Here is a 17,655-nt window from a genome sequence, read left to right on the forward strand (position 1 = left end):
TCTCTAGATCCGGAGCAGGGTGTCGAGCATGTCGCGGGCCGCGGTCAGCACCCGCGCATTGGCGCTGTAGGCGGTCTGGAGCTGGATCAACCGGGACATCTCCTCGTCCACGCTGACGCCGGATTCCTTGCCGAAGCGGCTCTGGGCCGAGGACAGGGCGATCTGCTGCCCCTCGTCGAGCTGCTGCGCCTCGGCGCTCGCCGCGCCGCGGGCGTCGATGACCGACTGGGCAAAGCCCACCACCGTGGCGACGCGCGGCGCGCTGACGCCGCCGATGCCGCTCGCCGCCGAGAAGGTCCGGGTGCGGCTCGTCAGCGCGTCGACGAGGGCCTGCGGCCGGGCGGTGTCGCCGGAGGAGGTCACGCCGGCGTAATCGACCAGGGTGGAGGAATCCGCGCTGACCGCCGGGTTGACGGCGAGGCGCTGGGCAAAGCCCGTCAGGTGCGAGCCGCCCTCGAACGAGCCGGTGAACACGCCGTTGCCGGCCCCGGCGTCGACGAACAGCGCGAATGGCGCGCTGCCGGTTCTGGTGTCGGACGCGCTCGTCGGCACGGTGACGGAAGCGCTGGCGCCGGTGAGCGCGAGGCTCGCGGGATCGGACAGGAACCGCACCGAGCCGGCCGCCCCCCCGGGGGTCGCCGAGACGGAGAAGCCGGTGCCGAGCACCGCGCCGATCTTGTCCGCGAAGGTCGAGGATCCGCCCGAGATGTCGACCGGCACGACGAGGGCGGTCGGGTCGTCGGTGAGCGCCGGGTCGATCGGATCGGGCGCCGCGCCGTTCGTCGGCATCAGGATCAGGCTGCGGCCCACACCTGCGGCGTTGCGCACGCCGAGCGTCACCGCGTTGCCGGCCTGGAGCCCGGTGAGGTCGATGTCGAAGCCGGTAAGCCCGTTGTCGGACGCGGCGGTCCCGGTCGCCGGGCGGTCGCTGAGCGCCCGCGACAGGCCGGAGGCGAGGTCGTCGAGCTGGCGCTGGGCCTGGACCAGGGTATCGTCGCGCAACGAGACCGCGGCGGCGATCGAGCCGGAGCGGATCGCCCCGGTGGCGACGAGGTCGATCTTGGCGCCGGCCGGCGTCGTCGCCGTGACGGTGCCGACGCCGCGGGCGCCGGGATCGTCGGAGTACTGCGCCTGGGCACTCAACGTGCCGCGGCCGTCGAAGGCGAGGCTCGCCGCGGCGGTGTGGTCGACGAGCGTCGCGCCCGAGGCGGTGAGCAGGGTGACCGAGCCGTCGCGCTGGTCGCTCACCTGCACGTCGAGGTACTGCGACAGCGAGTTGATCGCCTGGTCGCGCTGGTCGAGGAGGTCGGCGGTGCCGGGCTCGCTCGTCGAGGCGCCGGCGATCCTGCCGTTGAGGCTCGCCACCTGCGACAGCAGCGCGCTCGCCGCGGCGACGTCGCCGCCGAGCTGCGATTCGAGGCCGGTGCGCAGGTCCTGCACGCCCTGGGAGATGCCGGAGATCGTGGTGGCGAGCGTCCGCGCGCCGCTCACCGCGGTCGCCCGCGAGGCGGCGGAGGTGGGATCGCTGATCAGCGCCTGGAGCGACTGGGTGAAGCCGTTCATCACGCCGTCGAGGGCGGAGCTGCTGCCCGGGGTGCCGTAGAGCGCGTCGAGCTGGCCCTGCACCTTGGCCGACAGCCCGGTATAGGACGCGCCCGCGGTCTCGAGCCGCAACTGCTTGAGCGAGACGGCGTCGAGCGTCCGGCTGATCGTGCCCGTCGCGACGCCGGAATTGCCCAGCGTCGAGACCGGGGTGAGGACGCGCTTGACGTAGCCGGCGGTGCCGGAATTGGCGACGTTCTGCGACACGAGGCCGATCGCCGCCTGCGTCACCTGCAGTCCGGCGGTCGAGGTGTTGAGGGCGCTGAGGGACATCGGTCGGCATCCGGGTGGGAAGGTGAGAGCCGGGTCGCGCCGCCGCACCCCTTTTGGGGCTGGCTCGCGCGGGCCGGCATCTCGCGGGCGGGCCGGAACCGGCCGGGCCGCCTTTTGCGGCCGAACGGGTCCGGGGCGGCGGAGCACGAACGCCCGCCGCGGGGCGGACCCGCATCGGCACGCCGATGCGCCTCCGCCCGGATTGCTGTCGCGCCGCAGCCTTTTGCCGCGAGCCCGACGATCTCACTTCGCGAAACCTGCCTTTTGCAGTATTCACCAAAGTGGCTAACGATCCGTTACATAAAAATAAATCGGACCGATAAACGGAAGAAACGCCCGACCGAACCCTGCTCTAGAGAACTTCGCGATTGCGTTGCAATCGCAAATTTCTCTAGATTATTGATCTTGCCGCATTTCCTGCGACGAACCGGCGTCCACTTCGTCGGGAAATGCTCTAGCGGATGACGTTGATCAGATCGGACATCATCTGCTGGGCGGTCGACATCACCCGGGTGTTGGCCGAGTAGGCCTGCTGGGTGACGATGAGCTTGGAGAACTCGCCGGCCGTGTCGGTGTTCGACTGCTCGACGTTGCCGCCGACGATCGTGGTGCCCGACAGCCCGCTCAGCGGCTCGCCGGATTCCGCCGTCTGGGCGTAGTTGCCGCCCGAGACCGCCTTGAGGGCGTTGGGCGCGTTGAACCGCGCGACGCCGACCTGGGCCAGCGCCACGCTGTTGCCGTTGGAATAGGTGCCGGTGAGCTTGCCGTCGCTCGTCACCGCAAGCGAGTTCAGGGTGCCGGCGGCGTAGCCGTTCTGCTGGAGCGTGTTGGTGGTGACCTGGCCGGTCGAGGAGCCGTACTGGGTCAGGCCGCCGGTGCCGAAGTCCAGCGCCACCGCGCCGAGACTGGCCCCGTTCACCGTCAGGTTGGGGATGCTGAGGCTGGTGCCGGTGGGCGCGGTGAGCTGGCCGCTGCCGTTGAAGGTGAAGGCGGTGCCGACGTTCTGCCAGGTTCCGGGCGTGGTGCCCGTGGCGGTCTGGTTGGCGTAGTACAGGTTCCAGGTGTCGCTGGTGCCGGCCCCCGCATCGGCATTGGCGACCTTGGCCCAGCGCATCTGCACGCTCACCGGGGTGCCGGTGCCGGAATAGGCCGTGAGCTCGCCGCCCGCGACGCTCCCATTGACGAAGGCGGCCGAGTCGGAGGCGGCGACGGTCGGGGGCGTCGCGGAGGTGCCCGAGAGCACCCGGGGATCGCCGCCCGGCAGCGTCGCGAGCAGGGACGCGCCCGAACTGGTGGTCGGATTGCTCGGCAGGTTCGCCGCGTAGGCGATGCTCGTCGTCGGCTTGGCCGCCAGGGTCGCGTCGGAGACCTTGATCGGCCCGGTGCCGGTCGACTGCCCGGTCGCCGGGTCGAGGCTCTGGCCGGTGAGGTAGGCGCCGGCGCCGTTGACGAGGTAGCCGTCCCGGTCGACCGAGAAGTCGCCGCGGCGGGTATAGAGGTTGGTACCCGAGAACGTCGGCGTGCCGCCGCCGTTGCTCCCGGCGGTCTGCACCGTGAAGAAGCCGTCGCCGCTGAGCGCCATGTTGGTGGGGACGCCGGTGGCGGCCACGCCGCCCTGCAGGCTGTTGGTCAGCTGCGAGAAGGCCGCGACGCCGCCGGCGGCCTGCTGCTTGGCCGGCTGCTCGGTCAGCATGTCGACGAAGTCGGTGTCGATCCGCTTGTAGCCGACGGTCTGCGAGTTCGCGATGTTGCCCGAGATGTTCTCGAGGCTGAAGGCCTGGGCCTTGAGGCCCGAGACCGAAGTCTGCAGCGCGCTGAAAACGTCCATCTTCCCCAGGTCTCCAAAAATCCTGCCGGGATCACTCGGGGGACAGGTCCGCAAGCCCCGTGCCAGGGCATAAGCCCTTGATTTTGCTGGTTGCTATGGATCCCGCGCGGCAAAACCCGCCGGGTGCGTCCGGGCCTTCCGGCAAAATCTGCCGCGGGATGCGAGGGGTCGTGTTTACGCGCTGTTGAAGCTCTTGCCCTTAGCTGCCCTTCTGGACCGCGGCGGGACCAGGGACATGCGCACGAGCAAGCGAAGCAGCCTCATTCACCTGATCTACTTCTCGCGCGCCCAGCTCTCGGCCGAGCCGCGGGAGCGCGCGCGCCAGGTCACCGACATCGCCCGGCACGCGCAGAAGAAGAACGAGTTCTCGGTCATCACCAGCCTGCTGATCGTCGATCAGGGCTACTTCATCCAGATCCTCGAAGGGGAGCGGATGTCGGTGCAGGAGACGTTCCAGCGGATCGGCGGCGACATCCGCCACCGCGACGTGCACATCGTCGAGTGGCGCGAGATCGCCAAGCGCGAGTTCGTGACCTCGTTCGCCTACGTGCTGCGCACGCCGGCCAACGACGCCCTGTTCCAGAAGGCCAACCTGGCGCCGATGCTCCAGCGCGGCACCCCGAAGGCGAGCACGATCCACGCCCTCGCCCAGGCCCTCCAGGCCGACACCATGGCCAAGCAGGGCATCGACCACCTGTTCGTCTGAGCGGCCCCGCACCGGGCCTGAAGGCAGCCCCTCGTGCCGTCCGCTCAGGTTCTTGTTTCGTCGCAGGCCGTATCGCGAAGCCGGCCACCGATCTTCGCGAAGCGCCTGTCAAGGGGCCGCCGGGAGCCCCCGGTGATCCGTCATGAAACCTCACTCCGCTGGCTGGTTCCGATGAGCGAAGCACCTCCGATCCTGATCGTCGACGACCAGGTCAAACTCGTCCGCCTGGTGACCGAACTGATGAGCCGCCTCGGCTTCCCGGAAGTCGACGGCGTGGTCGACGGGACGCAGGCCCTCGAGCAGCTGCGCGTCAAGCGCTACGGCCTGGTGATCTCCGACCTCGAGATGGAGCCGATGGACGGGATCCAGCTCCTGCGCGAGATCCGGGCCGACGACCAGCTGATGAACATGCCGTTCATCCTGACCGAGACCTCGTTCAGCTTCGAGGACATCAACGTCGCCCACCTCGCCGGGGCCGACGCCTTCATCCTCAAGCCGTTCGACCTGTCGCTGCTGAAGACGAAGCTGAAGCAGGTGCTCAACGGCCGGCCGCGCAAGCGCGAGACCCCGGTGGGCCCGATCTCGAGCCTCAACGTCGACTTCCCGCTGCTCGGCAAGCTCTGAAGAACCTGGCGCCGCCCCGTCACCGGGGCGGGCCCGGGCGGGCTCACGCCCGCCGCTTCTGGTAGTCCTTGACGTCGGTGAAGCGGATCGCGGGCGCCCGCTCCTCCTCGTAGCGCAGCGAGAAGCCGGTGGTCGCCATGTAGACCGGCGCCCCGTCGAGGTCGCTCGCCATCGACGAGCCGTGCGAGCCGATGAACTTGTCGAGCTCGGCCTGATCCTCCGCCTCGATCCAGCGGCAGATGGTGAAGCGGGTCGGCTCGTAGTCGATCGGCAGGCCGTACTCGGCCTGGAGCCGCTCCTTGAGCACGTCGAGCTGGAGGGCGCCGACGACGCCGACGATGGCGCCCGAGCCGTCCTGCGGCAGGAACAGCTGCACCACCCCCTCCTCCGCCATCTGCTGGAGCGCCTCGCGCAGCTTCTTGGCCTTCATCGCGTCGGTGAGCTTGATCCGGCGCAGGATCTCGGGGGCGAAGCTCGGCACGCCGCGGAACACCAGTTCCTCGCCCTCGGTCAGCGTGTCGCCGATGCGCAACGTGCCGTGGTTGGGGATGCCGACGACGTCGCCCGCATAGGCCTCGTCGGCAATGGCGCGGTCCTGGGCGAAGAAGAATTGCGGCGAGGAGAGCGAGATCGGCTTGCCGGTGCGAACGAGCCGCGCCTTCATGCCGCGGCTGAGCCGCCCTGAGCAGACCCGCATGAAGGCGATGCGGTCCCGGTGGTTCGGGTCCATGTTCGCCTGGATCTTGAACACGAAGCCGGTCATCTTCGGCTCGGTCGGCGAGACGGCGCGGATGTCGGCGTCCTGGCCGCGCGGCGGCGGCGCCACCTCGGCGAGCCCGTCGATCAGGTCGCGCACGCCGAAATTGCGTAGCGCCGAGCCGAAGAAGACCGGGGTCAGGTGGCCCTCGCGGAAGGCCTCGAGATCGAACGGCTTGCAGCCGCCCTCGGCGAGCTCGGCCTCCTCGCGCCAGGTCGCGGCGTCGCCCACCTCCGGCAGGAGCGTGTCGAAGAGCGGGTCGTCGAGGCCCGACACCGGTACCGTGCCGGCATCGTCGGCAGCATCCAGCCGGCGGACCCGGCGGCGCAGGAGGTCGTAGGTGCCGGCGAAGCTCCGCCCGCGCCCGATCGGCCAGGTGACGGGGGCGACGTCGAGGGCGAGCGTCTTCTCGATCTCGTCGAGGAGGTCGAAAGGATCGCGGGATTCCCGGTCGAGCTTGTTGACGAAGGTGACGATCGGGATGTCGCGCAGGCGGCAGACCTCGAACAGCTTGCGGGTGCGCGCCTCGATGCCCTTGGCCGCATCGATCACCATCACGGCGGAATCGACCGCGGTCAGCGTCCGGTAGGTATCCTCCGAGAAGTCCTCGTGGCCCGGCGTGTCGAGCAGGTTGAAGACGCAGTCGCCGTACTCGAAGGTCATCACCGAGGTGACGACCGAGATGCCGCGCTCCTTCTCGATCCCCATCCAGTCCGAGCGGGTCGAGACGCGGTTGCGCTTGGCCTTGACCTCGCCGGCGAGCTGGATCGCGCCGCCGAACAAGAGCAGCTTCTCGGTCAGCGTGGTCTTGCCGGCATCCGGGTGCGAGATGATCGCGAAGGTGCGGCGCCGGGCGACCGGATCGGCGGGGGCGCGCGGGGCGTCTGTCTGCATCAGCATGGGAGGTGTCTAGCCCGGACCCGGGCCTCTGTCTCGGGTCCGTCTGGGGCCCGGTCGTCGGCGAGAGAGGATGATCCCCGATATGGGGAGGCGCGGGCACCACGTCAGCGCCCGCGCCGCTTCTCTACCCCAAGCCGGCGCCGGAGGGCCAGAGGGAGGGTCCTCAGCCGCGGCCGATGAACGGCATCTTGGTCGCCATGACGGTCATGAACTGCACGTTGGCGTCGAGGGGCAGGCTCGCCATGTAGACCACCGCATCGGCGACGTGCTTGGCGTCCATGGTCGGCTCGGGCCGCGTCGAGCCGTCGGGCTGGGGCACGCCCTTCTGCATCCGCGCGGTCATGTCGGTGGCGGCGTTGCCGATATCGACCTGGCCGCAGGCGATGTCGTGGGCGCGCCCGTCGAGCGAGGTCGAGCGGGTCAGCCCGGTGATCGCGTGCTTGGTGGCGGTGTAGGGCGCCGAGAACGGCCGCGGCACGTGGGCCGAGATCGAGCCGTTGTTGATGATGCGCCCGCCGCGCGGCTGCTGCTTCTTCATCAGCCGGAACGCGCCCTGGGTGCACAGGAAGGCGCCGGTGAGGTTGGTGTCGACCACCGCCTTCCAGGTCGCGACGGGCAGCTCGTCGAGTTCGACCGGCGGCGCACCGATGCCGGCATTGTTGAACAAGACGTCGAGGCGGCCGAAGGTCTCCTCGAGGCGGGAGAACAGCGCGGCCACCGAAGCCTCGTCGCCGATATCGGTCGGCTGCGCCAGGGCGCGGCGGCCCCTGGCCTCGATCTCGGCGGCGACCGCCTGCAGCGGCTCGGGCCGGCGCCCCGACAGGACCACGTCGTACCCGGCCTGCGCCAGCGCCAGCGCCACCGCGCGACCCACCCCCGAACCGGCCCCGGTCACCAGCGCGACCTTCTGCGTGCTCATCGGCCCTCTCCTCCCGTTCTTCGTTGATGGTTCGCGGCGCGTCGCGCCGGTCACAGGCCAAGGGCATACACGAGCCCGAAAGCCCCTCCAACCGCACACACGCGCCGCGCCAAGGCGCAACGCACCGGTTGCCAGCACCGCCCCACCCGGCTATGGAAGCGCCAGCCGCGCGTTGGGGCGTCGCCAAGCGGTAAGGCAGCGGTTTTTGGTACCGCCATTCCCAGGTTCGAATCCTGGCGCCCCAGCCACCTTTTCACCTAACCCATTCAGAACGCTCACGATCTCGCGCAGACGCGCTGCGGAGTGAGCCGGTTGCACCATTCCGCTGCTTCACCGGGAAGCCGCGCGGACCGACGCTGCCTTCCTCACCCATACCATCCGCGACCACGCTCGACAGGTGCTGCTCCTTCATGAGCTTGGCGCGCCGTGGGGTGGGGCAACCTCCTCTCCTCGCAGGTGCGGCCCCTCGACCAGCTCACACCGCTCGCGACAGCCGGCCTTCGTTCGGCACGAGCCAACGAACGCGAAAGCGTCGAGGGCGTTAGACCCCCAACCAACACCGGATTCGTCCGACGATGCTCCGCAGCACCCTCGCCTGGCTCGGCACGCTCGCCCTCTATCTCCTGCTCGCCGGCGAAGCCGGCACCCACGAAATCGCGACCGGGATCGTCGTGGCGAGCCTGATGACGGCCTGGGCCTGGCGGATCCGCACCCACGCGAAGCGGCAGTTTCGCGTCTCGCGCGCCCACCTCGCCCCCTGGGGCCGGGCGCTCGCGGGTCTGGGGCCTGCGACCCTGCGCACCGGCGCCGCGCTGGCGCGGTCCATTCTCGTCGGCACCCATCCGGGCCACGCCCACCGCCGGCTTTTTCGGCGCGGGCCGGAGGACGAGCCGGCCGAGCGGGCCCGGCGGGCCGGGGCCGTGCTCCTGGCCTCGCTCGCGCCCGACAGCTTCGTGCTGCGGGCCGATCCCGGCCGCGACGAGGCGCTGATCCACGCACTCGGCGAGGCGCCCCCGCCCGCCGATCCGCGGTGGCTGGCATGACGGGGCTCTGGCTCGCCGCCGCGCTCGCCCTGCTGCCGCCCCTCGCCCTCGCGGTCGCGGCAGCGGCCCGCGGCGCCCTCGCCTTCCGCCTCGTTGCGGTGCAGCTCGCCACCTCGCTCGCGGTCCTGCTCCTCGTCGTGATGAGCTTCGCCCTCGACCAGCCGGCAGCGATCGACCTCGGGCTCGTCCTCGCCGTGCTGACGCTGCCCGGCACCCTGCTCTTCGCGATGTTCCAGGAGCGCTGGCTGTGAGCGTCCTCGTCGGGCTCTGCCTCGCCCTCGCGGTGCTCGCCGCCTGGATCTCCGCCCTGGCGCTCTGGCGGCTCACGACCCCCCTGGAGCGCCTGCATGCCGTGACGTTCGTCAACGTCGCCGGGGGCGCGGCCCTGGTGCTGGCCGCCTGGCTGACCGACGGGCTCTCGCCGCGGGCGCTGAAATGCACCGCGATCTGGCTGGCGACCCTGCTCGTCGGCGCGCTCCTCTCGCACGTCACCGGCCACGCGCTGCACATCCGCGACGGGGAGCGGCGATGAGCGGTCTCGTCGCCGGCCTCCTGATCCTCGCCGCCGTCTCAGGCCTGCTCGTGGTCATCACCCGCGACCCGAGACGACAGGTCTACGCGCTTGCCGGCAACGGCCTCGTCCTCGGGCTGCTGTTCCTGGCCCTGGAAGCGCCCGACGTCGCCCTGTCGGAGATTGCCGTCGGCACGGCGGTGACGCCGTTCCTGTTCCTGGTCGCCCTCGCCGCCATCGCCACGGACCGGGCCGGGCGATGAGCGTGCGGCTTCGCCTCGTGGTGCTTGCCCTCGCGCTCCTGGCGCTGGCCCCGGCCGTGATCTACGTCGCCCTCGCCCTGCCGGGTTTCGGCACCCCCACCTCGCCCTACGGGCAGGCGGTGAACGCCCTGCTGCCGGAGCTGCGCCACGTCACCAACATGGTGGCGGCGGTCAATTTCGACGTGCGCGGCATCGACACGCTGGGCGAGGAATGCATGCTGCTCTGTGCCGTGACCGGCGCGACCGTGCTCCTGCGCGGCGCCCGCGGCGAGAGCGGGACCGAGAAGGCGGGCCACGTGCCCGGGCGCCCGGTGATCCCGCGCGCCGACGCGACGGTTCTCGCCTGCAGGATCACCGCGACGCTCACCCTGCTGCTCGGCCTCTACGTCGTCCTCCACGGCATGACGACGCCGGGCGGCGGCTTCCAGGGCGGGGTGATCATCGCCTCGAGCCTGCTGCTCCTCTATCTCGGCGAGGGCTACGCGGTGTGGCGGGCGTTGGTGCGCGGGCCGGTGCTCGCCCTGCTCGAGGGCGGCGGCGCGCTGCTCTACGTCCTGGCCGCGGCCGTGCCGCTCGTCATGGGCCGACCGGCGCTCGACAACATCCTGCCCCTCGGCACCCTCAAGGACCTCTATTCCGGCGGGCTGATGATCGTGGTCAACGCCGCGGTCGCCCTGTCGGTGACCGGCAGCTTCGGGCTCCTGCTCCTCGAATTCATGGAGGAGACCCGCGCGCCCGACCACGATTCCGTACCCGACGAGGAAGGCCGATGAGCGTTCTGCCCTGGTTCGTCGCCGCCTGGCTGTTCGGGATCGGGCTCTATGGGCTGGCCACCTCGCGGCACGCCGTGCATCTCGTTGGGTGCCTCACCGTGTGCCAGTCGGCGACCTACGTGCTGCTCCTCGGCCTCGGCTTCGTGAACGGCGCCGGGCCGCCGATCTTCTACGATCATCCCCCCGGGACGTCGGCGGTCGATCCGATCGTGCAGGCGCTGGTGCTCACCGACATCGTGGTCGGCGCCGCCGTGTCGGCCCTGCTGCTCGCCATCGCCGTCCAGGTGCAGAAGCGCCGCCACACCCTCGATCCGCAGGCCCTGCGCCCCCTGCGCCCGCCCGAATCCACGCCCGAGCGGTCCACCCGGTGAACCCCGGCGCCGCCCTCCCCGTCGCGGTGCTGCTGCCTCTCGGCGTCGCGACACTGATGCTCGGCCTCGCGCACTGGCTGCCGCCGCGCCTGCCGAAGGTCGTGGCGATCCTGACCGCGCTCGCCGTCTCCGCTCTCTGCGCCTGGCTCGCGCGCCACAGCCTCGATGGACCGGTGCAGCACTGGTTCGGCGGCTGGACGCCCGACGCCGCGCATCGCCCGGGCGTGGTGCTCGGCATCGGCTTTGAGGCCGATCCGGCGAGCGCGGCGCTCGCGGCCTTCTGCGGCCTGCTGTTTGCCGCCACCTTCGTCTTCGCCTGGGGCTACTTCGACGACGAGCACGCGCATTTCCAGGTGCTGATGCTGCTCTTCCTCGCCGCGATGGTCGGCTTCTGCCTCACGCGCGACCTGTTCAACCTGTTCGTCTGGTTCGAGCTGATGAGCGTCGCGGCCTTCGCGCTCACCGCCTACCCGCTCGGCCGCAGCGCGCTCGAGGGCGCCTTCAACTTCACGGTCACCAATGCGCTCGCGAGCTTCCTGATGCTCGCGGGAACCGGGCTGCTCTACGCCCGCACCGGCACCCTCGACTTCGCCGCCATGGGCCGGGTCGTCGCGGGGATCGGCGGCGATCCGGTCGTCACCGGCGGGTTCGTCCTGGTGGCCGGCGCCCTTCTCACCAAGGCGGCGATCCTGCCGTTCCACCTCTGGCTCGCCGACGCCCACGCCGTCGCGCCGAGCCCGGTCTCGGTGATCTTCTCCGGCGCGATGGTGAGCCTCGGCCTGTTCGGCCTTGCCAAGCTGGTGGCGCAGGTCTTTGCCGGCGATCCGACCGTCATGGGGCTGGTGCACGGGCTGATGCTGTGGCTCGGTTTGGCCACAGCCCTCGTCGCCGGCCTGACGGCCTTCGCGCAGCGCCACCTTAAGCGGCTGCTAGCCTTCTCGACCATCGCGCATCTCGGCATCATGCTGACGGCGCTCGCGGCCGATACCGGCACCGCGCGGGCGGGCCTGCTTCTCTACATGGTCGGGCACGGGCTGGTGAAGGGCGCGCTGTTCATGGTGGCGGGCACGCTGCTGGCCCTGCGGCAATCGGCCGACGAGATCGTGCTCTACGGTCAGGGCCGGGGCCTGTGGCCGCCGGCCCTGACGATGGGGCTCGGCGGCCTCCTCCTCGGCGGGCTGCCGCTCGGGCTGATGCACGGCGCGACCGGGCTGATGGAGCACGGGGTCGGCCCGATCGTCACCGCCGGCACGACGCTCGCCACCGCGCTCACCGGCGGCGCGGTGCTGCGCGCCGCCGCCCGGATCTTCCTGCGCGCCAGCGGCGTGCCCGGGCCGGAGCTCCTCGCTCCGACCGAGCGCGAGCGCGAAAAGCCCGACCGCCCGCTCTGGCTGATGGCCCTGCCGGCGCTCGCCCTCGTCGCCCTGGCGCTCATGCCCTACGACGCCGTGGCGCCGTTCCTCGGCGTCGCGGCGGCACGCCTCGCCGATCCGGCAGCGCCTCCCCTGGTGCTGCCGCCGGCCGAACTCGGCAACCTTGCGCCGATCGACCTGACACTCGGCTTCCTGGCTCTCGCCCTCACGCGTCGCCGCGCGGTGTCACGCGCGATGCGGCGGCTCACCGGGGTGGAACGGGCGGGCTTCCGCGGGCTGCAGGCCCTGCATAGCGGGCTGGTGGGCGATTACGTGACCTGGATGGCGGTGGGGCTGGCGCTGTTCGCGGTGGCCTGCGCGCTGCCTTGAGTACCTCACGAATCGCCCCTCGTGCCTTCACCGCCTCTTCGAATTGCGACGAACCTGTCCGTCGAGCCGCAGGCGGCAAATATCTCTTGCGTTCTACAATAGGGCCGCGCAATCGCGATCAAAATCCTCGGGCTTAGAGCCTGACCGCACGGTTGCATTGTTTGGTCGGCACCTGCACTAACAACTCTCCACGTCATCCCGGGGCTCGACGAAGTCGAGAACCCGGGATGACAAAGCGGGTGTCAATTCCGTCGAGGCAAGTCAAACAGGCTCTCCTTGGCGAGCTCCGGCGGCCGGACACCGTCGAAGGCGGCAGGCGCATCTCCGGCTGCGCTTATCAGGCGGCCGGTGCGCCCGGACAACCACGCGCCTCCGACAGGCACGTGGCTCGACGGCCACGGCGGCGGCCCCGCGCTCCGGGCAACGGAACCAAAATACCCATACTGAGTATACTGCTACGGATGCGGTGCGAACACCGCCCGGGGGATCGGGGAGCGAGACTGCAAGCGGAATGGCGCAGATCTTTCGTCCGGGCGCCGACACTCTGGCGCGGGTGGTCCTCGCAGGCATCGCCGTCGTTCCGGTCCTCGCGGTCGGGATGGCCACCACCCTGTGGCGCTCGCCCTACGCCACCGCCCAGGATGTGACCCGCGAGCAGCCGGTGCCGTTCAGCCACGAGCACCATGTCGGCGGGCTCGGGATCGACTGCCGCTATTGCCACACCTCGGTCGAGAAGGCCGCCTTCGCGGGCATCCCGCCGACGGAGACCTGCATGAGCTGCCACTCGCAGATCTGGACCAACGCGCCGATGCTGGCTCCCGTCCGCACCAGTCTCGCCGAGGGCCGGCCGCTGGCCTGGCGCCGGGTCCACGCCCTGCCGGACTACGTCTACTTCAATCACTCGGTCCACGTCGCCAAGGGCGTCGGCTGCTCGACCTGCCACGGCGCGGTCCAGACCATGAAGCTGGTCCGCCAGGTGGCACCCCTCACCATGGGATGGTGCCTCGATTGCCACCGGAACCCTGAGCCGAACTTGCGTCCGCGCGAAGCGGTGTTCGACATGACCTGGACGCCGCCCGACGACCAGACGGAGCAGGGCGCGCGCCTCGCCGCCGCCTACCACGTCAAGTCGCCGGCGCGGCTCAGCGAGTGCTCGATATGCCACCGCTGACCGGCCTCCACCGCCGCGAGGCCCTGCGGCTCCTGGGCGCCGGCATCGCGCTCGCGGCCGGGGGGTGCTCCCGGCCGGACGAGGAGATCCTGCCCTACGTGCGCCAGCCCGAGCAGCTCCTGCCCGGGGTCCCGGCGCGCTACGCCACGGCGCTTCCCCTGTCCGGCTTCGCCCGGGGCGTCCACGCCGTCGCGGTCGACGGCCGGCCGATCAAGATCGAGGGCAACCCGCTCCATCCCGGCAGCCTCGGCGCCACCGACGTCTTCCTCGAAGCCGCAATCCTCGATCTCTACGACCCCGACCGCTCCCGCGCGCCGAGCGAGCGCGTCGCCGGCATCGCCTCGTGGGAGGCGTTCGGCAAGGCCTATGCCCGGCCGCTCTCCGAGGCGCGGGCGCGAGGCGGGGCGGGCTTCCGGCTGCTGACCGGCCGGGTCACCTCGCCGACGCTGCTGCGCCAGATCGCGGCCTTGCGGGAGGCGATGCCGGAGGCGGCCTGGCACGTCCATGAGCCGCTGGACGAGACGAATGCGCGGTCCGGCGCCGCCCTCGCCTTCGGGCGGCCGTTGCGGGCCCTGCCCCGGTTTGAGCGGGCCGAGATCGTGGTCTGCCTGGAGGCCGATCCCCTCGGGCCGGGGCCGGACCAGATCCGCCTCTCCTCCGCCCTGATCGAGCGCCGGCGCGACCCGGCCCGGTTCGGCCGCCTGTACGTGGCGGAGGGCCTGCCGACGCTCACCGGCATCAAGGCCGACGAGCGCCGCGCCCTGGCACCGCCGGCGGTCGCTGCCCTCCTCGCCCATGTCTCCAACGGGTTCGGCGCCGGCCTGCCCGAACCCGGCCTGGGGGATGACGAGCGCCGTTTCGCGGAAGACATCCTGGCCGATCTGCGCAGGCATCCCGGCCGCGCCGTGGTGCTCGTCGGCGAGGCGCTGGACCCCGCCTTCCACGCCCTCGCCCACTGGCTCAACGCCCGGCTGGCGGCACCCATCGACTGGATCGCGCCGCCGGACGCGCTGCCGGACCATCCGCCGGGCGACCTCGCGGGGCTGTGCGAGGACATCGCGGCGGGCAAGGTCTCCTGCTTGGCGGTCCTCGGCACGAACCCGGTCCAGACCGCGCCGGCCGCTCTCGGTTTCCCGGAGCTGCTGCGGCGGCTGCCGTTCAGCGTCCAGGTCGGCACGCATGCCGACGAGACAGCGGGCGCGACGCACTGGCACCTGCCGCTCGCCCACGACCTCGAATCCTGGTCCGACCTGCGGGCGACCGACGGGACCGCGAGCCTCGTCCAGCCCCTGCTGCGCCCGCTCTACGGCGGCCGCTCGGCGCACGAGATCCTGAACCTCCTCACCGGCGCCGAGGCGCGACGCGGCTACGACATCGTACGGGAGACCTGGCACGGCATCTGGGAGCCGCACCGGCGCCCGGACGACCGGGACTTCGACGGGTGGTGGCGCCGCTGCCTGCACGACGGGACGATCCCGGCCAGCGCCGCGGCGCCCGTCGCGCCACCCGAGCCTGCCCTGCCGGTCCTGCCGCCGGCGCCCCCGCCGTGCGACCTCGCCCTTCTCCTCACCCCCGACCCGGCCCTGTGGGACGGGCGCTTCGCCAATAATGCCTGGCTGCAGGAATGTCCGCACCCGGTGACGAAGCAGGTCTGGGGCAACGCGCTCCTCCTCTCGCACGGCGAGGCCGCACGACGCGGCGTCGAGGACGGGCAGGGCGTGAGCGTCACCGTCCGCGGCGTGTCGGTGGTCGCGCCGGTGGCGGTCGTGTCGGGGGTTGCCGACGGGGTCGCGGGGTTGAGCCTCGGCCATGGCCGGACCCGGGCCGGGCCGATCGGCACCGGAATCGGGGTCGATGGCTACCGGCTCATGCGGGAGGGCGCGGGGCGGCTCATCCGCGAGGTGAGCCTCACAGCCCTCGACGAACGCCACGCGATCCTGCGCACGCAGAATTATACCCAGATCGAGGGCGAGACCGAAAAGCTCTTCCCGCGCATCGACCTCGCGGCGCTAGCCGCATCCGGGCCGAAGGGCAACGGATCGGAGCAGCCCACGCTGCTCGCCCCCTGGACCGGGGATGCCGACGGCCATGCCTGGGGCATGGTGATCGACACCATGGCGTGCATCGGCTGCAACGCCTGCGTGATCGCCTGCCAGTCCGAGAACAACGTGCCGGTGGTAGGTCCCGAGGAGATCTCCCGCGGGCGGATGATGCACTGGCTGCGCGTCGACCTCTACGACGCAGGGAAGCCGGAGCGGATCGAGGCCGGGTTCCAGCCGGTGCCGTGCATGCATTGCGAGCACGCGCCCTGCGAGCCGGTCTGCCCGGTGGCGGCCTCGGTCCATGACGGCGAGGGGCTGAACCTCCAGGTCTACAACCGCTGCGTCGGCACCCGCTTCTGCGAGGCGAACTGCCCCTACAAGGTCCGCCGCTTCAACTTCTTCGGCTACGCCGACGGGCAGGAATACGCCAATCTCGGCGCCGAGCCGGTGCGGGCGCAGCGCAACCCCAACGTCACGGTCCGGACCCGCGGCGTGATGGAGAAGTGCACCTACTGCGTCCAGCGCATCGCCAACGAGCGCCAGGCGGCCGAGCGCGACGGGCGCCCGATGGGCGAGGTCTCGACCGCCTGCCAATCCGCCTGCCCGACCCGCGCCATCCGCTTCGGCGACCTGAACGCGACGAACAGCCCCGTGGCGGCGCAGCGCGCGGATCCGCGCCACTACGCCCTGATGGCGGAGCTGAACACCCGGCCGCGCACCACCTACCTCGCCGAGCTGCGCAACCCCGTCCGGGAGGACCGGACGTGAGCGGGCAGCCCCATCCGCTGATCGACGCCGAGCGCCTCGGCTACGGGACGATCTCGGCCGCCGTCGCCGACCCGATCCAGCGCGAGGGTTTTGGCCGCGCCTGGGCGATCGCGCTGCTGTGCACCCTGCCCTTCGTCGTGCTGACGCTCGGCGCCATCGGGGCGGTGCTGACGGTCGGGATCGGGCTCTCGGGCGTGAACACCACCGTGGTCTGGGGCTTCTCGATCGCCAACTACGTCTGGTGGATCGGCATCGGCAACGCCGGCACGCTGATCTCCTCGATGCTGCTGCTGACGCGCCAGCGCTGGCGCGCCTCGATCAACCGCTTCGCCGAGGCGATGACCCTGTTCGCCGCCGCCATCGCCGGGCTGTTTCCGATCATCCATCTCGGCCGGCCGCTCTACGCCTACTGGCTCGCGCCCTACCCGAACACCATGGCTCTCTGGCCGCAATGGCGCTCGGCCCTGGTCTGGGACTTCTGGGCGATCCTGAGCTACCTCTTGTTCTCCGCCCTGTTCTGGTTCACCGGCCTGCTGCCGGACCTCGCGACCATGCGCGACCGGGCGCAAACGCGGGCCGGCCGGGTGATCTACGGGGCCCTGGCGCTCGGCTGGCGCAACTCCGCCCGGCACTGGCGCGCCTACGAGACCTACCACCTCGCCATGGCGGCGCTCGCCGTGCCGCTGGTCTGCTCGGTCCACTCGATCGTCGGGCTCGACTTCGCCGCGAGCCTGATGCCCGGCTGGCAGGAGAGCATCTTCCCGCCCTACTTCGTGGTCGGCGCGATGTTTTCCGGCTTCGCCATGGTCGTCGTGCTGGCGATCCTGATCCGCTGGGGATTGAACCTCCAGGCGATGATCACGCCGGCGCATTTCGACGCGATGGCGAAGGTGATGCTGTTCGCCTCGATCGTCATGGCGTTCTCCTACGCCACCGAGTGGTTCACCGCCTGGTACGGCGGCGAGCACGCCGACCGCACCGTCATCGGCTACTTCTTCACCGGCGACTACGCGCCGCTCTACGGCGGGCTGCTGTTCTGCAACTGCCTCGCGCCGCAGGCGCTGTGGTGGCGCCGGGTGCGGCGGAACCTGTGGTGGCTCGCCGGGATCTCGGTGCTGATCAATGTCGGCATGTGGCTCGAGCGGATCCTGATCGTCTGGAACACGCTCTCGCACGGCCACGCGATCACCCTCTGGCGGACCTACCACACCAGCCTCTACGACCTCGCGATCCTCGTCGGACCGCTCGGGCTGTTCGCCTTCCTGTTCCTGGTGCTGGCGCGCCTGCTGCCGATCGTCTCGATGCACGAGGTCCGGCAGCTGGCGCGGGACGAGGGGGCGGCGTGATGGGTGGCGGATACCG

General features: G+C 71.0%; 16 protein-coding genes and 1 tRNA gene. 13 read left to right on the forward strand and 4 right to left on the reverse strand.

The annotated features are described in order from the left end of the window. Nucleotides 1-3 precede the first annotated feature (3 nt). Together flgK and ACS5PV_RS08520 are read right to left on the reverse strand one after the other, a co-directional pair. A complete protein-coding gene (flgK, locus tag ACS5PV_RS08515; RefSeq protein ID WP_455394898.1) occupies nucleotides 4-1,875 on the reverse strand; it encodes a flagellar hook-associated protein FlgK in 1,872 nt (623 codons plus the stop codon). Between the two features lie 454 nt (nucleotides 1,876-2,329). Then, nucleotides 2,330-3,703, reverse strand: coding sequence for a flagellar hook protein FlgE (locus tag ACS5PV_RS08520; RefSeq protein WP_455394899.1), 1,374 nt, complete (start codon nucleotides 3,701-3,703; stop codon nucleotides 2,330-2,332). Between the two features lie 235 nt (nucleotides 3,704-3,938). On the opposite strand from ACS5PV_RS08520, the gene ACS5PV_RS08525 reads away from it, so the two are divergent. Next, nucleotides 3,939-4,409, forward strand: coding sequence for a BLUF domain-containing protein (locus ACS5PV_RS08525; RefSeq protein WP_455394900.1), 471 nt, complete (start codon nucleotides 3,939-3,941; stop codon nucleotides 4,407-4,409). Nucleotides 4,410-4,580: 171 nt separating this feature from the next. Beyond that, entirely contained in the window at nucleotides 4,581-5,033 is a 453-nt protein-coding gene (locus tag ACS5PV_RS08530; RefSeq protein WP_355283102.1) for a response regulator, read from the forward strand. A gap of 43 nt (nucleotides 5,034-5,076) precedes the next feature. Here the strand turns inward: ACS5PV_RS08530 and ACS5PV_RS08535 are convergent, their stop codons facing one another. Both ACS5PV_RS08535 and ACS5PV_RS08540 read right to left on the reverse strand, forming a co-directional pair. Continuing rightward, nucleotides 5,077-6,690 (reverse strand): peptide chain release factor 3, encoded by a 1,614-nt coding sequence (locus ACS5PV_RS08535; RefSeq protein WP_455394901.1) that lies wholly within the window; start codon nucleotides 6,688-6,690, stop codon nucleotides 5,077-5,079. A 163-nt stretch (nucleotides 6,691-6,853) separates the two neighbouring features. Beyond that, nucleotides 6,854-7,609, reverse strand: a complete 756-nt coding sequence (locus ACS5PV_RS08540; RefSeq protein WP_455394902.1) for an SDR family oxidoreductase — start codon at nucleotides 7,607-7,609, stop codon at nucleotides 6,854-6,856. A gap of 173 nt (nucleotides 7,610-7,782) precedes the next feature. Here ACS5PV_RS08540 and ACS5PV_RS08545 point away from each other — a divergent pair. The 11 genes from ACS5PV_RS08545 to nrfD all read left to right on the forward strand — a co-directional run bounded on the left by ACS5PV_RS08545 (nucleotide 7,783) and on the right by nrfD (nucleotide 17,639). Continuing rightward, nucleotides 7,783-7,857, forward strand: a tRNA-Gln gene (locus tag ACS5PV_RS08545). Between the two features lie 327 nt (nucleotides 7,858-8,184). After that, nucleotides 8,185-8,652, forward strand: a complete 468-nt coding sequence (locus ACS5PV_RS08550) for a hypothetical protein (RefSeq protein WP_455394903.1) — start codon at nucleotides 8,185-8,187, stop codon at nucleotides 8,650-8,652. Then, nucleotides 8,649-8,903, forward strand: a complete 255-nt coding sequence (locus tag ACS5PV_RS08555; protein ID WP_455394904.1) for a monovalent cation/H+ antiporter complex subunit F — start codon at nucleotides 8,649-8,651, stop codon at nucleotides 8,901-8,903. Before ACS5PV_RS08550 ends, ACS5PV_RS08555 begins: the two co-directional genes overlap by 4 nt. Next, complete coding sequence (locus tag ACS5PV_RS08560) at nucleotides 8,900-9,184, forward strand: monovalent cation/H(+) antiporter subunit G (protein ID WP_455394905.1); 285 nt, start codon at nucleotides 8,900-8,902, stop codon at nucleotides 9,182-9,184. The genes ACS5PV_RS08555 and ACS5PV_RS08560 overlap by 4 nt, the downstream gene beginning before the upstream one ends. Next, nucleotides 9,181-9,426 carry a hydrogenase subunit MbhD domain-containing protein gene (locus ACS5PV_RS08565; RefSeq protein ID WP_455394906.1) on the forward strand — a complete coding sequence of 82 codons (246 nt, stop codon included), beginning with the start codon at nucleotides 9,181-9,183 and terminating at the stop codon, nucleotides 9,424-9,426. The genes ACS5PV_RS08560 and ACS5PV_RS08565 overlap by 4 nt, the downstream gene beginning before the upstream one ends. Next, nucleotides 9,423-10,199 carry an MnhB domain-containing protein gene (locus tag ACS5PV_RS08570; RefSeq protein ID WP_455394907.1) on the forward strand — a complete coding sequence of 259 codons (777 nt, stop codon included), beginning with the start codon at nucleotides 9,423-9,425 and terminating at the stop codon, nucleotides 10,197-10,199. Before ACS5PV_RS08565 ends, ACS5PV_RS08570 begins: the two co-directional genes overlap by 4 nt. Next, nucleotides 10,196-10,570: a sodium:proton antiporter gene (locus tag ACS5PV_RS08575; RefSeq protein WP_455394908.1), complete on the forward strand. Its 375-nt coding sequence runs from the start codon at nucleotides 10,196-10,198 to the stop codon at nucleotides 10,568-10,570. Before ACS5PV_RS08570 ends, ACS5PV_RS08575 begins: the two co-directional genes overlap by 4 nt. After that, nucleotides 10,567-12,312: a complex I subunit 5 family protein gene (locus tag ACS5PV_RS08580; RefSeq protein ID WP_455394909.1), complete on the forward strand. Its 1,746-nt coding sequence runs from the start codon at nucleotides 10,567-10,569 to the stop codon at nucleotides 12,310-12,312. Before ACS5PV_RS08575 ends, ACS5PV_RS08580 begins: the two co-directional genes overlap by 4 nt. A 511-nt stretch (nucleotides 12,313-12,823) precedes the next feature. Continuing rightward, complete coding sequence (locus ACS5PV_RS08585; RefSeq protein WP_455394910.1) at nucleotides 12,824-13,483, forward strand: cytochrome c3 family protein; 660 nt, start codon at nucleotides 12,824-12,826, stop codon at nucleotides 13,481-13,483. Beyond that, nucleotides 13,471-16,293, forward strand: a complete 2,823-nt coding sequence (locus ACS5PV_RS08590; protein WP_455394911.1) for a 4Fe-4S dicluster domain-containing protein — start codon at nucleotides 13,471-13,473, stop codon at nucleotides 16,291-16,293. The genes ACS5PV_RS08585 and ACS5PV_RS08590 overlap by 13 nt, the downstream gene beginning before the upstream one ends. Next, complete coding sequence (gene nrfD, locus ACS5PV_RS08595) at nucleotides 16,290-17,639, forward strand: NrfD/PsrC family molybdoenzyme membrane anchor subunit (protein ID WP_455394912.1); 1,350 nt, start codon at nucleotides 16,290-16,292, stop codon at nucleotides 17,637-17,639. Before ACS5PV_RS08590 ends, nrfD begins: the two co-directional genes overlap by 4 nt. Nucleotides 17,640-17,655: the final 16 nt, after the last annotated feature.

Source organism: Methylobacterium sp. Gmos1 (assembly GCF_053764715.1).

Coding starts and splice junctions, on each gene's coding strand:
- ACS5PV_RS08555 (WP_455394904.1), top strand. CDS start 8,649: ATGACGGGGCTCTGGCTCGCCGCCGCGCTCGCCCTGCTGCCGCCCCTC.
- ACS5PV_RS08550 (WP_455394903.1), top strand. CDS start 8,185: ATGCTCCGCAGCACCCTCGCCTGGCTCGGCACGCTCGCCCTCTATCTC.
- ACS5PV_RS08525 (WP_455394900.1), top strand. CDS start 3,939: ATGCGCACGAGCAAGCGAAGCAGCCTCATTCACCTGATCTACTTCTCG.
- ACS5PV_RS08565 (WP_455394906.1), top strand. CDS start 9,181: ATGAGCGGTCTCGTCGCCGGCCTCCTGATCCTCGCCGCCGTCTCAGGC.
- ACS5PV_RS08520 (WP_455394899.1), bottom strand. CDS start 3,703: ATGGACGTTTTCAGCGCGCTGCAGACTTCGGTCTCGGGCCTCAAGGCC.
- ACS5PV_RS08535 (WP_455394901.1), bottom strand. CDS start 6,690: ATGCTGATGCAGACAGACGCCCCGCGCGCCCCCGCCGATCCGGTCGCC.
- ACS5PV_RS08585 (WP_455394910.1), top strand. CDS start 12,824: ATGGCGCAGATCTTTCGTCCGGGCGCCGACACTCTGGCGCGGGTGGTC.
- ACS5PV_RS08570 (WP_455394907.1), top strand. CDS start 9,423: ATGAGCGTGCGGCTTCGCCTCGTGGTGCTTGCCCTCGCGCTCCTGGCG.
- flgK (WP_455394898.1), bottom strand. CDS start 1,875: ATGTCCCTCAGCGCCCTCAACACCTCGACCGCCGGACTGCAGGTGACG.
- ACS5PV_RS08540 (WP_455394902.1), bottom strand. CDS start 7,609: ATGAGCACGCAGAAGGTCGCGCTGGTGACCGGGGCCGGTTCGGGGGTG.
- ACS5PV_RS08575 (WP_455394908.1), top strand. CDS start 10,196: ATGAGCGTTCTGCCCTGGTTCGTCGCCGCCTGGCTGTTCGGGATCGGG.
- ACS5PV_RS08530 (WP_355283102.1), top strand. CDS start 4,581: ATGAGCGAAGCACCTCCGATCCTGATCGTCGACGACCAGGTCAAACTC.
- ACS5PV_RS08590 (WP_455394911.1), top strand. CDS start 13,471: ATGCCACCGCTGACCGGCCTCCACCGCCGCGAGGCCCTGCGGCTCCTG.